General features: G+C 69.3%; 13 protein-coding genes and 1 pseudogene. 8 read left to right on the top strand and 6 right to left on the bottom strand.

Annotated features, from left to right (window positions below; all coding sequences use genetic code 11):
- Positions 1–457: 457 nt before the first annotated feature.
- Positions 458–1,906, top strand: a complete 1,449-nt coding sequence (gene tnpC / locus ACQEXA_RS59370) for an IS66 family transposase (protein WP_432920114.1) — start codon at positions 458–460, stop codon at positions 1,904–1,906.
- A gap of 109 nt (positions 1,907–2,015) precedes the next feature.
- Positions 2,016–3,407, top strand: coding sequence for a glycosyltransferase 87 family protein (locus ACQEXA_RS59375; protein WP_433135033.1), 1,392 nt, complete (start codon positions 2,016–2,018; stop codon positions 3,405–3,407).
- Positions 3,408–3,476: 69 nt separating this feature from the next.
- On the opposite strand, the gene ACQEXA_RS59380 is transcribed toward ACQEXA_RS59375, so the two are convergent.
- From ACQEXA_RS59380 to ACQEXA_RS59395, 4 genes are all read right to left on the bottom strand, one after another.
- Positions 3,477–3,680, bottom strand: a complete 204-nt coding sequence (locus ACQEXA_RS59380; RefSeq protein ID WP_359412006.1) for a hypothetical protein — start codon at positions 3,678–3,680, stop codon at positions 3,477–3,479.
- Positions 3,681–4,298: 618 nt separating this feature from the next.
- Positions 4,299–4,478, bottom strand: coding sequence for a hypothetical protein (locus ACQEXA_RS59385; protein WP_433135034.1), 180 nt, complete (start codon positions 4,476–4,478; stop codon positions 4,299–4,301).
- A gap of 677 nt (positions 4,479–5,155) precedes the next feature.
- Complete coding sequence (locus tag ACQEXA_RS59390) at positions 5,156–5,647, bottom strand: hypothetical protein (RefSeq protein ID WP_433135035.1); 492 nt, start codon at positions 5,645–5,647, stop codon at positions 5,156–5,158.
- A 15-nt stretch (positions 5,648–5,662) separates the two neighbouring features.
- Positions 5,663–7,114 (bottom strand): hypothetical protein, encoded by a 1,452-nt coding sequence (locus ACQEXA_RS59395; protein WP_433135037.1) that lies wholly within the window; start codon positions 7,112–7,114, stop codon positions 5,663–5,665.
- Between the two features lie 167 nt (positions 7,115–7,281).
- Between ACQEXA_RS59395 and ACQEXA_RS59400 the strand changes: the two genes are divergently transcribed.
- From ACQEXA_RS59400 to ACQEXA_RS59425, 6 genes are all read left to right on the top strand, one after another.
- Positions 7,282–7,668, top strand: coding sequence for a hypothetical protein (locus tag ACQEXA_RS59400; RefSeq protein WP_433135038.1), 387 nt, complete (start codon positions 7,282–7,284; stop codon positions 7,666–7,668).
- Positions 7,669–7,821: 153 nt separating this feature from the next.
- Positions 7,822–7,983, top strand: a complete 162-nt coding sequence (locus ACQEXA_RS59405) for a hypothetical protein (protein ID WP_433135039.1) — start codon at positions 7,822–7,824, stop codon at positions 7,981–7,983.
- 22 nt (positions 7,984–8,005) lie between these two features.
- Entirely contained in the window at positions 8,006–8,668 is a 663-nt protein-coding gene (locus ACQEXA_RS59410) for a hypothetical protein (RefSeq protein WP_433135040.1), read from the top strand.
- A 175-nt stretch (positions 8,669–8,843) separates the two neighbouring features.
- Positions 8,844–9,065, top strand: a complete 222-nt coding sequence (locus ACQEXA_RS59415) for a hypothetical protein (RefSeq protein ID WP_433135041.1) — start codon at positions 8,844–8,846, stop codon at positions 9,063–9,065.
- Entirely contained in the window at positions 9,062–10,042 is a 981-nt protein-coding gene (tgmB, locus tag ACQEXA_RS59420; protein WP_433135042.1) for an ATP-grasp ribosomal peptide maturase, read from the top strand. Before ACQEXA_RS59415 ends, tgmB begins: the two co-directional genes overlap by 4 nt.
- Positions 10,039–11,124, top strand: coding sequence for a methyltransferase domain-containing protein (locus ACQEXA_RS59425; protein WP_433135043.1), 1,086 nt, complete (start codon positions 10,039–10,041; stop codon positions 11,122–11,124). Before tgmB ends, ACQEXA_RS59425 begins: the two co-directional genes overlap by 4 nt.
- A 579-nt stretch (positions 11,125–11,703) precedes the next feature.
- Here ACQEXA_RS59425 and ACQEXA_RS59430 read toward each other — a convergent pair.
- Entirely contained in the window at positions 11,704–12,795 is a 1,092-nt protein-coding gene (locus ACQEXA_RS59430; protein ID WP_433135044.1) for an integrase core domain-containing protein, read from the bottom strand.
- Between the two features lie 117 nt (positions 12,796–12,912).
- Positions 12,913–14,025: pseudogene (locus tag ACQEXA_RS59435) on the bottom strand (ISL3 family transposase); the annotation flags it as partial.
- Positions 14,026–14,227 lie beyond the last annotated feature (202 nt).

A 14,227-nucleotide genomic window follows, 5' to 3' on the forward strand; every position in this document is an offset into this window, starting at 1 on the left:
CTGCTTGGGCTGAGCGGAAGGCTGCTCCTGGGCCTCGTCGACACGGGCGGTGACCCGGGCCGGTGGGGCGGTCTGCACGGCGGCCACGGACGCCGTGACGTCCTTGCGGGCCGTCGGGGCCGTTCACAGCCGGGCGTGCAAAGCTGCGCTGCCCTCGGACGTCCGGGGCGCCGGGGCAGCGCGGCGGCGCTGGCAGGGCTGTCGGCCGCTGGCGCGCGGGGGTCGGCCTTGGGCGCGACAGGGTGGCCGTTCACGGAGACGATCTACCCGACGGTGGACCACGGCCGGATCACCCTGGTGGATGCCGGGCATCCCACATATAGGGTTCTGAGCCGTTTCTTACCCTGCTCGACGAAGGGCGTCCTTAGGATGGGCACGCTCTTTTCGAAGTAACTGGTTTGGTGGTCCTGGCGCACTGAGTTGATCTTGGCGTCCAACTCGTTGATCATTGGATCTCGTGTCCGACACCCCGCCGCTGCCGAGCTACGCGGAACTGATTGCACTCGTTGGCGAGTTGAGGGCCGAGCTGACGGCCGCCCGGGCCGAGATCGCTGAGCTGCGCGCGGAGAACGGTGAGCTGAAGCGGCGTCTGGGGATGAACTCGAAGAACTCCTCCAAGCCGCCGTCCAGCGACGGGCTGGCGAGGCCGACGTCGCTACGTAAGCCCTCGGGCCGAGGCCCGGGCAAGCCCCGCGGCGGCGCCGGGGGCGCGCTGATGCAGGTCGACGAGCCCGACGCGATCGAGGTCCATTCCCCGACCGCCTGCCTGGGCTGCGCGGGTGACCTGACCGGGGCCGAGGTAGTCTCCATCGAGCGGCGGCAGGTCTTCGACCTGCCCGAGATCCGCCTGCGGGTGACCGAGCACCGCATCGAACACCGCCGCTGCGCCTGCGGGCAGGTCAACGCTGCCGCCACCCCTTCCGACGCCCCCGCCGCCCCGGCCCAGTACGGGCCGCGGCTGAAGAGCCTGGCGGTCTACCTGCTCACTCGCCAGCACCTGCCCTATGAGCGGTGCGCCGAACTGCTGGCCGACTGCCTGGACGCGGATGTGGCCACCGCGACTCTGCTCGGGTGGGCCGGGCAGGCCGCCGAGGCAGTCGCCCCGCACACCGAGGCCGTGCGGCAGCAACTCATCGAGTGCGAGGTGGTCGGCTTCGACGAGACCGGCACCCGGATCGCGGGGCGCACCTGCTGGGTACACACCGCCTGCACCCGCTCGCTGACGCTCTACCAGGTCCACACGAAGCGCGGCGTGAAGGCGTTCGAAGCCATGGGCGTCCTACCGCACTTCACCGGCATCGCGGTCCACGACGGCTGGAAGCCCTACAAGACGTACACCGACGCGGTCCACGCCCTATGCAATGCCCACCACCTGCGCGAACTGGCCTCCGTCGTGGACAACGCGCCTGCCGGCCACCCCGAGGACTGGGCCGAAGAGCTGGCCGCGCTGCTGGTGGACACCTGGGACGAGATCAAGAACATCCAGACCGCGCACCCTCACGCCACCGGCTTCACCGTCGACGCCCTCGAACGCCTCACCGCCCGCTACGAGGAGATCATCGCCGCCGGACGGACCCTGCACCCGCCCCGCGCCCCCGGCGAACCACGCCGCAAACGGGACAAGGCCGCGAACCTGCTCGACCGCCTCGACACCGAAAGCCACCAGGTGCTCCGGTTCGCCTTCGACTGGCGGGTGCCCTTCGACAACAACACCAGCGAGCAGGCCATCCGGATGGCCAAGATCCAGCAGAAGATCTCCGGCGGCTGGCGCACGGCACCCGGAGCCGAGCGCTTCTTCGCCGTGCGCGGCTACCTATCTACCGCCGCCAAGCAGGGCCGCAACCTGCTCGACACCATCACCCGACTCTTCGACGGCCGAGGCGCCTGGATCCCCACCCCAGCCTGACCACCAAACCAGTCACTTTTCGAAAACATGCGGGCCGATCGAGACTCCTCGATGTCCCCCGAGACCCGTTGAGACGTCCCTCCCGCGGGGCCAGACCAGGACACGCATCGTGCAGACCACCCGTGCCAGAGCCCGGCACCGCTTCGAGAGATCCGCCCGCGAGTCCGGGCCGCTCTGCTCGCGCCCGCTGCTGTGGACGGGCTGGGCGATAAGCCGGGCCTTCCTGCTGCTCGTGCTGGCCGGGATCATCCCGCTGACCAAGGTCGCCGTGCTCAGCGACGTCTCGCAGATCTACCACAGCTGGTACGGGGTCTTCCGGGCCGGGCACTACCCGGTCGGGGACGTCACCTGGCAGTACCCGCCGCTGACCGCCCTGGTGATCGTCGCGCCCGGCCTGCTGCCGCTCGGCTACGCGCACGCCTTCATCCTGCTGGCGGTGGCCTGCGACATGCTGGCACTGAGCCTGCTGATCCGCGCCGACCGGCGCCGCGGGCGGCGGCTGGTCGCGAGCTGGTATTGGGTGCTGGGCATCGCACTGCTGGGGCCGACGGTCTTCGCCCGCTACGACATCATGGTGACCGTGGTCGCGATCGCCGCCCTGCTGGTGATCGCCCGGCGGCCGGTCCTAGGCGGGGCGCTGGCCGGGATCGGGGTACTGCTGAAGGTCTGGTCCGGCCTGCTGCTGCTCGGCGCGCCGCGCGGACGCCGCGGCCTGCGCGCCTGGCTCTCCACGGGCGGTACGGTCGCGCTGCTCTCGCTGGCCGCGGAGGCGGCGCTGCCCGGCGCCTTCTCCTTCCTGAACGAGCAGCAGCAGCGCGGCGTCGAGATCGAGTCGCTCGGCGGCACCGTCTTCCAGATCGCCCGGCACTTCGGCTGGCACGGCACCGTCTCCTACCACTACGGATCGATGGAGTTCCTGGGCCCGTGGGTGAGCCAGGTGGCCACCGCGTCCCTGGTGCTGAGCGCCGTGGCGGGCCTATGGCTGCTGGTGTGGCGGCTGCGCGCCCGGCACTTCGGGCCGGCCGCCACTGCCGACGCCGCGCTCACCGCCACCCTGCTGTTCGTGACCACCAGCAGGGTGATCAGCCCGCAGTACCTCATCTGGCTGATCGGGCTGGCCGCCGTCTGCCTCTGCGCCCGGGGCACCGCCCAGCGACCGGTCGCCCTCCTGCTGCTGCCAGTCGCCGCGCTGACCGTGCTGGAGTTCCCGCTCGGCTTCGACTCCGTGGTGGGCGGCCGACCGCTGGGCGTCTGCGTGCTGGCCGCCCGCAACGTGCTGCTGCTGGCCGCAACACTGCTCGCCTGCGCCCGGCTGTGGCGCTCCACCTCGCTGGTGCCGCTGGAGCCGGAGCCCGAGGAGGCCGCAGGGCCGCGGCTCCGACCGGACGTCCCGGATCCCCGTTCCGCACACGCCACACCGAACACGGATGGCCGCTCGACGGAGCCGACCACAACGGCCGCTGGTACCCCTACGACCACGTACCAGCCACCCCTCCCTTGACACCGCGCTGACCACGCTGGACCACCCCCGACACGCCTTCTGGGACTGACACCACCCTCCACCCACCGCTCAATCCAGCCTGTACCTTGCGGCGGGCCTCCAACGCACCGAGTAGGCGCGGTAGTCGTCAGAGTTGCGGAAGGTCTTGGCGGCTTGAGCCGTCGCATAGGTGAGGGAAACGGCGACATCCTCGACATTGATCTCGATACTGATGCGGCGCTGGCCCTGCTTGTCGTCGACGGTGGGCTGCCGCAGCCTGCCGGTGACGATCACGCGGTTGTGGCCGGGTCAGGGCGATGGTCGCTGTGCCGCTCGGGTGCGCCAGCGCCCGAGCGCGGAGGCCCCGCCGACGCGGAATCTGGAACCCGGCCCTCGATCCCCGATGCCGCCGCGCCGCCCATGCCCGCCCCCACCTCTTTCTCTCATTCGGCGGGGAGAGCGGCAGTAGAGGGGATGTCAGCGGGCCGACCACGCGCGAATAGGACCCTGAGCTGGGGTGCCGGAGAGGCCGGCCGTCAGGCGGCGCAACGCTGGAGGCAACCCTTGCCGCAACACTTGGGCGCAACAGCTATCGCAGCATGAGGCGCAACAGGTCTTTCCTCACGCTCCAGCCAGACCCAGCGCAAGACGCTGGAACTGATCAGCTCCAAAACCACCGACGCCGTGCGCATGTTCCTGTCACGGGAGTACGTCGAGGCCACGGTGCGCGGAATCGATCGGCAGACCCGTGAAGACAATCTCGACGAACACCGCGGGCCTCCCCTTGTTGAACGGCGCTCTGGCTGGTGACGGACTCTTGGCTCAGCGACATTCAGCCTGGACGGGTTGGCTGCTGCGGCCGGCTTGGTGTGCGACGACGCGGTGAACACCAAGTCGGCCTGCGAGTAGCGGTCAGCTCCACCAGCCGTCGTGTGTCTTCCAGTGTTGGACCCATTCGGCGAAGCCGTGGGCTTCGGGCTGGGGATACGGGTACGGGTACGCGCCGACGGCGGTGACGAGCCAGACCTTGCCTCGCTGGGGGCCGGTGAGGACGAGGACCCAGTAGGAAAGCTCATCGTCTGTGCCAAGCATGACGGAGCCGTGGTTGTAGACGTCGGCGATGCTCGGACAGTGGTCTTCCGCGAGGGGCAGTTCCTCTTCCCAGCGCCAGGGCTCCTGCAGAGAAAAGGCGGCGGAGGGGTCTCTGGTGCCCGGGCCAGCCGGGTGTGAGCCAGCCGAGAGGCAGCAGGCCGCCCCTCTTCCGCGGGGCCGAGTGAGGATCCGTTGGAGATGTCGGCGATGAAGGTGCGGTAGGGCTCCGGGAGACGAACGCCGTGGGCGCGCTCCCATGCCTCTACGCCTGCCTGGCCGAGTGGCTCTTCGCGCCACTCGGGCGGGAATGCCGCCCGTAGGACAGCGAGATCCTCATCGCTGACCTCGTGATCAGGTGCAGTCATGCCGTCACTGGTATCACCTGGGTATGTCAGCGCTTCACCCAGTCGGTCGTTCTGGGGCGGCGAGGCCGTTCCATGGGGGAGGGATGAGGCAGCTTTGCCGCGATTGCCATCACGGTGGTGGAGGTTGCGGTGCTGATCGTTGAGCGGGATGAAGGCAGCGTCGAGTGCCGGTTGACTACGGAAAGAGTTCGTTGTCCCGTCTGCGGAGGTCGCCTTGCCAGGTGGGGACATGGTCAGGCGCGCAAGCTCAGCGGCCCAGACCAGCTCCTGCTTCAGCTGCGTCCCCGAGTCCTCCACCTCCAGGGATGGGTGTCAGTCCACGCGGGCAGCCCCGTCCGGCCACACCACGTCCACAGGGATGCCCGCGGCCTGCGCTTCGAGGACCGTGTCGGCGGTACCTCCTCCCTTGCCGCTGGGGGGGTCGCCGTTCCACACGGCGACGAGTCGGTCGGCACGCTCGATGAGTTCGGCGTTGGCGGCTTCGTATGCATGCCGGTTGGCCGTCTCGTGCGGGAGGACGAGGACCTCCTCGGCGGCTTGGACCAGGCGGTCGAAGAGGGCGGCATGGTCGGGCTTGACCTTGTTTTGGCGGTAGTCCTGGGAGGGGATGACGACCGAGAGACGTCCGCCGGCGGCGAGGACAGCTTCGGCGAACAGGGAGTCGGCGCCCTTGGCGATGCAGGAGACGCCGACGAGCTCGCCGTGGTCGGCGTACTGCTTCAGCAGTACGTCCAGGGCGTTGCGGACCAGGGGAACGCTGTCCTCGGTCAGGTCCATGTGCCCAGTCACCGCAATGGTCGTCACGGTCGCGTGCCCCCTTCAGTTCGACAGCAGGTCGCGGATCCTATCGCGGACCGCCCGCACCGGCCGGGCCGTGCTGTTTCCCACGGTGTACGGGTATAGCTCGCCCAGCTGGGCGCGGACCCGGCCTGACCGTGTGGAGCGGGCCGCGTCCACGGCCCGGTGAGCCTCCTCGACCGCGACGGTGAGGTCGCCGAGCAGGAAGTGGCACTGGGCCAGGCCAATGCGGTCCAAGGCATGGCTGCGGCTGGCCTCGAGGCCGCGCCGGGACAAGGCCCGACGGATCTCGGTGGCTGCGGCTTCGGCGTGTTGTTTGGGGTTATGGCGGGCAAGTTCAAGGAGTCGGCCACCGGTGGTGCCGGCGAGTTCGGCCTCGTCGAAGTAGGCGATCCAGTACGGCTCCTCGCCGGTCCGCGCTGTGGCGAGGGACTCGGCTGCCTGGGCGGTGGCGCGCTGGAAGGCGGCGGTGCGGCCCATCGCCGCGTATGCCCACGCCTCCCGCGTATGCAGCATGGCGCGCACTCTGGGTCCGGCGATGTGCCGGGCGCCGTCCTGGGCGAGGCGGATGAGTTCGAGGGCGTCTTGAGGCTGGCCGCGGTAGAGCATCTGACGGGCCATGCCCGCCAGCACGTTGGCGCCGAAGATCATGTCGCGGCCGGCGTGCGAGGAGCGTAAGGCCAGAAGGTAGTAAGTCTGGGCTCGGCGCTGGAATCCCGTGTCCCAGGCCATCGTGGCAGCCGTGCCGGCCAGCTGAGCCATGACTTGGTACAGGCGCTGTTCGACCTGGGGCGACTGGTGTTCGTCGAGGTGGGCTGCGACCTCGTTGAGCTGGCCCAGGACGGCCTTGCGGCGCAGGCCGCCGCCGTACTTGTGGTCCCAGGCGCGGAAGGCCCGAGCCGTGGACTCCAGTTCCTCGATCTCCTGTACACCGAGCCGGCCACGGCGGCGCGGCGCCGTTGTAGGGGCTGAGGGCTGGAGCCAGCCTTCGAGTGGGTCGAGCAGGGCGGCGCCGGTGATGGCTGCCCCGGCCAGTGCGCGAGCCGCCGCGCGTCGGTCCATCACGAGATCGCTCCTCGTCAGGTGTGCGGCCAGGTCCACGGTGGCGTCCGGCTGCCAGGGAACCTCATTGGTGCTGGGCCGCTCGCTCTCCGGCTCCTGTGATGCCTCGTCCTGGGCCGGTCGGCTTTCCCACGGGCGGGGGGCGAGACCGAGGAGATGGCCTGGGATGCGCAGACCGTCGGAGATACGGCAGAGGACCTCGAAGCTGGTGACCTGCTGCTGACCGCTGGTGATCATGGAAACCTTGCCCGGAGTCAGGTGGCAGGCCGAGGCAATGCGGTTCTGAGACAGGCCGCCATACTTTTTGATCAAGGCGAAGGCGGCTGCGAAGTCGTGCTCCGCCAAGGCTCGGCATACATCCTCGCGTTCGAGGAGGTCGGGAGCGAGCGGGCCGGGGGTGGTGGCGTCCATGGGGCCAACTTCCGGTGCGATCGTAGGCGCGATCAAGCTTCGTACCAAGCCGGGAACGAGTGTATTCCCACCTCGGTAACACCCGCCGGTCATACCGTGCTTGCCCACGATCGGCAACGCTTGGTGAGTGCGCAACAGGACAGCAATAACCCCCGGACGAGGACGGGATGACCGTGACCGCCGAGCACTCCCAAGCACAGCAAAGCCCCGACGCCCGCGAGCCGGTGGACATCGTCAAGGTAATCAGCGCGGCCCACCGGGCCGAACAACTCGCCACCACAGACCCCGTATCCAGCCCGGCAGACACCGTTGCTGCCGAACTGAACGGTTACCTGCCCTCCTTGCTCGCTGTAGCGGAAGTCCGTCTGGACCGCATGAGCGGCAGCACACCCGCTGCCCTGCGGGCCCGTGACGTCCTGACGAACACCCTCCGGCACACCAGATCGGTGCACCTGGCCGAAGAGTGCGGCGAACTGACCAACCCCACCGCACGACTCCACCTCCTGGCAGGAGCGTGCCGGCTGCTCTACCAGAACCTCGAGACCGGCTGGTAGCCCGCCAACTCCCCGCCGCGCGCTTTCCTCCCCTGTCCCTTGGCGTGCGGCGGGTCGAGACGGGGCGGCCCCGCACCCGACCGCGCATCCGCATCGCGGTTCCCCCGAGGGCGCAGGGCCGCCCCTCCCACCCCACATCCGAGGACACCCCCCGTGGCGACATCGAAAGCAACGCGGTCCACCCGATTCGAGCGGCGGAGGGCACGCCGCCCCATCCGTTCCCCCACCGTGGAGGCCGCCCTCACCACTGTGCTGATCAGCACTGTCGTGACCGTGTTCGCCGCCCTGCTCTGGCAGCTCGCCACCGGAAACTAGAGGAAGAAGTCTGAACGCGCGCGTGGGCACCTCGACCGAACGGGACTTGATCCCCTACGTCACGCTGCGGCAGGGGGAAGAAAGCGCCCCGGACAATCTGACCATCCTCATCGGGCCCGGCCGCCGGCCCCAGCTGCACTACCGGGACCAGACAGCCGAGGACCGGGACGTACGAGGCGTGCTGTGGGGGCGCTGCTCGCAAAACCGCAGGGACGAACGCAACCTGCCGACCGGCAGGCCGCTGTGGAGGCTGATGCACCCTGCGCGGCAGCGGGAGACGATGCAGTCCCTGCTCTGCCAGGTCTGCGCCCGACCGACGCGGACTCCCGCCGGGTGGATCTTCCTCGCCGGGCCCGACGACTGCGAGCCGGACGACACCACGATCCTGACGGCACAGCCGCCGGTGTGCGCCCGGCACGTGCGGGCCGCGGCCCGGCTGTGTCCCCACCTGGATGGCTGGCTCATGGCCTTCCTGGTCCAGAGCGCTCCCCTGCACGGAGTGCACGGCACCCTCTACGGCTACGGGCAAGGCGGCGTCCACGTGATCACACAGCCTGACTTCCCGCTGCCTTACGGGCACCACAACCTGCCCACCTTCCTTGCCTCCCAACTGGTCCGGCGGCTGCGCTCGTTCCGGCTGGTCGACCTGGACGAACTACTGCACCACCTGCAGCAGGCCTCATAGACCCCCTCCGGTGGCCCGGATGCCCTGGCCCGGACCACCGGACAGCCCCGCTCCCGCCGCGAGGAACCGTCTGCAACGCCCCCTACGGACGGCCTTCCCCCTCGCGGCGGGGCTCGACCCCTCTCGCACGCCAGACGCGCGAAGGGCTCCGCAAAGATCACTCACTGGAGGACACATGAGCACAGCAACCATCCCGTTCGGGGCACGAGCCGCAGCGCCTCCGTGCCGGGTCACCACCTCGATCAAGGGCGTGACCTGGAACGAGGAGCGTCAGCTGAACGTCCAGGCCGACGGCACCCCCTGGCACACGTCCGACCTGGCGGCCTCGACCACGGACACCAACCTGGACGGCCAGGGCGACGACGTCTCTGACCCGTACTTCGCGCCCGCGTCATGACCTCCGCCGCCCGCCCTGTGCTCGTCGTCGCTGAACGGCTCGACGCATCAGCGGACATGGTCATGGACGAACTCAACAAGCGTGACGTCCCTGTGCTCCGCTTTGACGTCGCCGAGTTCCCCCAGCAGCTCACACTCACAGCCAGCCACGCGCCAACAGAGTGGGGCTGGACGGGGATGCTGGACGACGGGCGCCGGACGGCGCGGCTTGAGGACGTCCGGGCCGTCTACTGGAGGCGGCCCGGACGCCCCGTCATCGCCGACGCCGTTCCCGAGCCCTACGCCACCTGGGCAAAGAACCAGGCCGAGGCTGCGCTGCTCAACGTGTTTGCGGCTCTGCCCGGCGCACGGTGGATCAACAACCCGCACCACGATCGAGTCGCCGCACACAAGCCGCAGCAGCTCGTCGTCGCCACACGCTGCGGGCTCCGCGTGCCCCGCAGCCTGATCACGAACGACCCCGATGCCGCCCGCGACTTCGCCAAGCAGGTCAGCGGGCCGCTGATCTGCAAGCCAGTCCTTGGCGGACGCCTGCCGGTAGACGAGGGTCGGCAACTCATGGTGGCCACCCACTACGTCGATCCCGCGGCGTTCGACCACAGCATCCGCACCACGGCCCACTACTTCCAAGAGGCCATCGAGAAGGCCTACGAGGTGCGGCTCGTCGCCGTCGCAGACAAGGTGTTCGGCGGCACCCTGCACACGTCCTCGAAGAAGGCGCGCACCGACTGGCGCACCGACTACGAGTACATCGCCTACGGCACAGTCGACGTGCCCGAGGACGTCGCCACAGCCGTGCGGCGCTTCCTGGCCTATTACGGCATCGTGTTCGGCAGCTTCGACTTCGCCGTGACTCCGGCCGGAGAGTGGGTGTTCTTCGAGAACAACCCCGCGGGAACGTGGGCCTGGGTGGAGAACCGCACCGGGCTGCCGATCGCCGCCGCACACGCCGACCACTTGCGAGGAGCCTGCGAATGACCTGGCTGGACAACGACACCGCGGGCGCGTTGCGCCAGGAGTTCGCCGTCGCCCTTGACCCGGCACACACCAGCGCGTGGAGGGATGCGTTCGCGTCCGTCCCCCGCCACGTGTTCGTGCCCAGCTTCTACACCCAGGGCGCCGCCGGCGCGTGGGAGCGCGTCGGGCCGGGCGATCCCGGATACCTGCAGGCCGTCTACTCCGACCACGCGCTGACGACCCAGATTGATGAGCGGGGCATCCCGACCAGCTCATCCAGCGAGCCCTCCGTCATGCTCGCGATGCTCGATGCACTCGATGCCAGGGACGGTGACACCGTGTTCGAGCTGGGCACCGGCACCGGCTACAACGCGGCCCTGCTCTCCCACCGGATCGGCGAGCAGAACGTCACCAGCATCGACGTCGATCCGGAGCTCACCGGCGCAGCAGCGCAACGCCTGGCGGATGCGGGCCTGCACCCGTTCATCGGCACCGGTGACGGCGCCGGCGGCTGGCCAGACCGCGCCCCCTACCAGCGGTTCATCGCCACTGCCGCGCTTCACGCGATCCCGAACGCGTTCCTCAAGCAAGCCGCGCCCGGCGCGGTCATCGTGGCCCCGGTCGGCTACGGCATCCTGCGGGTCACAATGACAGCCCCTGGCCATGGCACGGGATGGTTCCTCCCGACCCCGGCCCACTTCATGCCCCGCCGTAGCTCCTCCGTGCCGCCTGCATTCGAAGCGGCCCGGGAAGCGGCGCCCACCAAGACCACGGCAGCGCCGTGTGACGTCCTGGGACGGCTGCGGTTCCCCCTCTCACTGGCACTGCCCGGGCACACCACGTGCTCGTGGCGTGATGAAGGGGGCAAGTTGACGGCCGTCGGCATCTGGACGCAGGACGGGGCAGCCGCGACGGCTCACGTGTCCGGCACGGTTCGCCAGGTCGGACCGCGCCGCCTGTGGGACGTCATTGAAAGCCTCGCCGAGACCTTCACCGGTGAACCACAGCGGCAGGAGTTCCACGTCAACATCACCCCCAGCCGTCAGATCGCCTGGTACCGGACACCTGACGGGCCCGCCTGGAATCTCCCGCAACCCCAGTGACGAGCTCCCCCTAACCGCAGCCCCGCCCGCCCACGCGGGGCTGCTGCTTCCCACAGGCCGCACGTAACGGACAGCGCGGTGCGCGTCCCGTTCACACTCGGGGTGCCCTCGGCTTCCCCGCCAGCCCCTCGCGATGGCGGACTCTCACGGAGTGTCCAGCTCGTAGACCACGCCTGACCCGCCCGAGGGGACCTGGCGTTCCTGACCGCCACCTGGACCGAGCACACGGCAGCCCCCGGCATCGGGTGCGTTCAGGCGCCCGGCCGCTGTCTCCCGCTCTTTCAGACTCATCGCATCGAGTTGCTCGTATAGCAGACGGACAAGGACCGCAAGCGCGGTCACGTCGTCGGCTTCTATCACGGAACACCCCCGCGTCGGCGAGGAGGACGCCGAGGTGCGCGGTGACTTGTCTGCGGATCCCGGAACACCCCCGCGTCGGCGGGGAGGACGGTCGCAGGGGTCAGCGGGGTCACGAAGTTGCCGGAACACCCCCGCGTCGGCGGGGAGGACGATCACGCCGAAGATGAACGGGCGGTTCATGTCGGAACACTGCGGGTGCCGAATAATCATCCGGCGAGGTCAGGCGGCATGTCCGTACTCGTGGAGGGTTCCGACGAGTCGATCTCGCCTGCGGATCCTCAGGCGCCTTCTCCGCGCCGGAATGTCGACCACTTCGGGCAGCGGGCGGAGTGGAGCGGCCTGGCCCAGGGCCCGGTGTGGCCGATGTCCATCGTAGAAGGTCTCGAACTCGTCGAGCACGTGCAGGAGATGGTACTGGTTCCAGATCAGGGTGCGGTCGAGGAGCCCGCGGCGGCAGGTCTGGATCCAGCGCTCCATGATGGAGTTCATTCGCGGTATTCGGATCCGGGTCTTGACCACCTCCAGGCCCGCGTCGGCGAACAGGGCGTCGAAGCTGGCGGTGAACTTCGCGTCCCGGTCCCGGATGAGGAATCTGGCGCGGCTGCCGGCGTCCTCAAGGTCCATGAGCAGGTTCCGTCCGAGCTGGACAAGCCAGTCCGCCGTGGGGTGGGCGGTGGCGCCCAGGATCCGGATGCGGCGCGTGGTGTGCTCGATGACGGCGAAGACGTACAGGCGCGCCCCGGTCAGGGTGCGGACCTCGAACAGGTCGCAAGCCAGCAGCGCCTCGGCCTGGCCGCGCAGGAACTCGGCCCAGGTCGTGCTCTGCCGCTCGGGCGCGGGCGGAATGCCGTGCTCCTTGAGGATCTCCCAGACGGTGGATGCGGCGACCTTGATACCGAGGGCCGCGAGTTCGCCGTGAATCCTCCTATACCCCCACGGCGGGTTTTCCCTGGCCAGGCGCAGCGCCAGGGCGCGGATCGACCGTACGGTGGGTGGTCGTCCTCGGCGATGTGGGCGGCTCACCGCGGCGTGGCGGCGCTTGAGTAGGTCGCGGTGCCACCGCAGGATCGTGTCCGGCCGCACCAGCAACAGCAGGCGTCGCAGTTTGTCCGCCGGCAGGCGGTGAAGGAGGCCGGCGAGTACGGCGCGGTCGGTGGCGGTGAAGGTGGGCTTGCCAACCTGACGCTGCAGGACCAGCAGTTGATGGCGGAGCGCGAGGATCTCGATATCCTTCTCGCGTCCTGTCATCGTCAGCAGGCGCAGGATCGCCAGGATGTTGGTCGCAGCGAGGTAGGCCAGACGCAGCAGCACGACAGTTCATGATGCCGTCCTGGCGCCGAGCGGGCGACCACTTCGCGATGATCCCCCCGAGCCGCGTAGATCAGCGATCAAGGCAGTGACCTCGACGGATGATTATTCGGCACCCGCAGCGTTGACGATGACCTCGCGGTGGCGGCGGATACGGCGGCAGAGGTCGACGAAGGTGTCGATGCGGCAGCGCTGGGCCCATGACAGCCACCGGTCCAGGGCCGCGATTGCCGTCTGCGTGTCCTGCTCGCGGGCGATGGCGAAGACCGTGCGCAGGCCTTCCTTGAGTAGGTAGGCGCGGTGCAGGCGCGGATCGGTGGCCGCGATCCAGCCCAGCTTGGCCTGCTGGCGGTGGGTGAGGTCCTCGGGGTTCTTCCACAACGCGAAGCGGGAGTCCTTCAACGCCCTGGCGGTGGCGGCATCCAGGGCCTGGTGGTGGGCCCGGCTCCACGCCGCGCGGCGCTCAGCGTCCAGCGCTTCGGTGGCCCAGGCGACGACGTGGAACGGATCCATGGTGCGTACCGCCCGTGGGGGGTGCGCGGCGACGGTGTCGGCGATCCACTGAGCGCCGTCGGCGGATACGTGTGTCAGCTTCGCGCTCCGCTGTGGGCCGAGTTCGGCGAAGAACGCCTCCAGGACTGCGCGGCCGTGGCCGTCGGCCATCCACACCACCTGCCGGGTGTGATGGTCGACGACCACGGTCATGTACTTCTGCCCCTTGCGGTAGGAGATCTCGTCGATACCGATCCGGCGCAGCCCCGACAGCCGGTCGAGGCCGGTGTCCCGGTCGGCGACGAACCGCTCGACGATGGCCCCTACCGTCCGCCAGGAGACACGCATCAGTTGCGCGACGGCGGACTTGGAGCACTCGGTGGCCATCCAGGCGGCCTGCTGGTCGAAGACCAGGGTGTGCCCGGCACCGTGCCGGGCCCAGGGCACCGCGGCCGCCACAACGCCATGCTCGCGACAGCGCACCCGGGGCGCCTCCGCCTCGAGGAACACCTTCATGGTGCCGGCGTCCAGGCAACGCCAGCGGCGCCGACCGCGCCCCTGGTCATAGCCGCGTCCGGGGCGGCGGCAGATCCCGCACCGGTGCTGCTCCCGCATCACCGGCCGCACCCGGGCGACCAGCACACCCGCATCCTGGTCGATCTCGACCTGCTCGACCACGGCCCGTTCGACCGTCAGCAACCGTTTCCATATCCTGTTCGCAGACACGCCGTCTTCCTGCATGTGGATCTTGACCTCAGAGACCTTGAACCATATGCGCAAGACGGCGTGTTTCACGTATCAGGGCTGGTCAGGCACCCACACATGCGGCAGAAGAGCCGATTTTTGCGGGCCTGCAGGCGGACACGACTGAAGCCACCTGTGGGCCGACGGCCGGAACCCTGGTCGACTGACACGCCAGTTACATCCCTGGCACCTCGAGGGA

It is taken from the genome of Streptomyces sp. CA-106110, from assembly GCF_050936285.1.
In the GTDB taxonomy this organism is placed as follows: Bacteria; Actinomycetota; Actinomycetes; order Streptomycetales; family Streptomycetaceae; genus Streptomyces.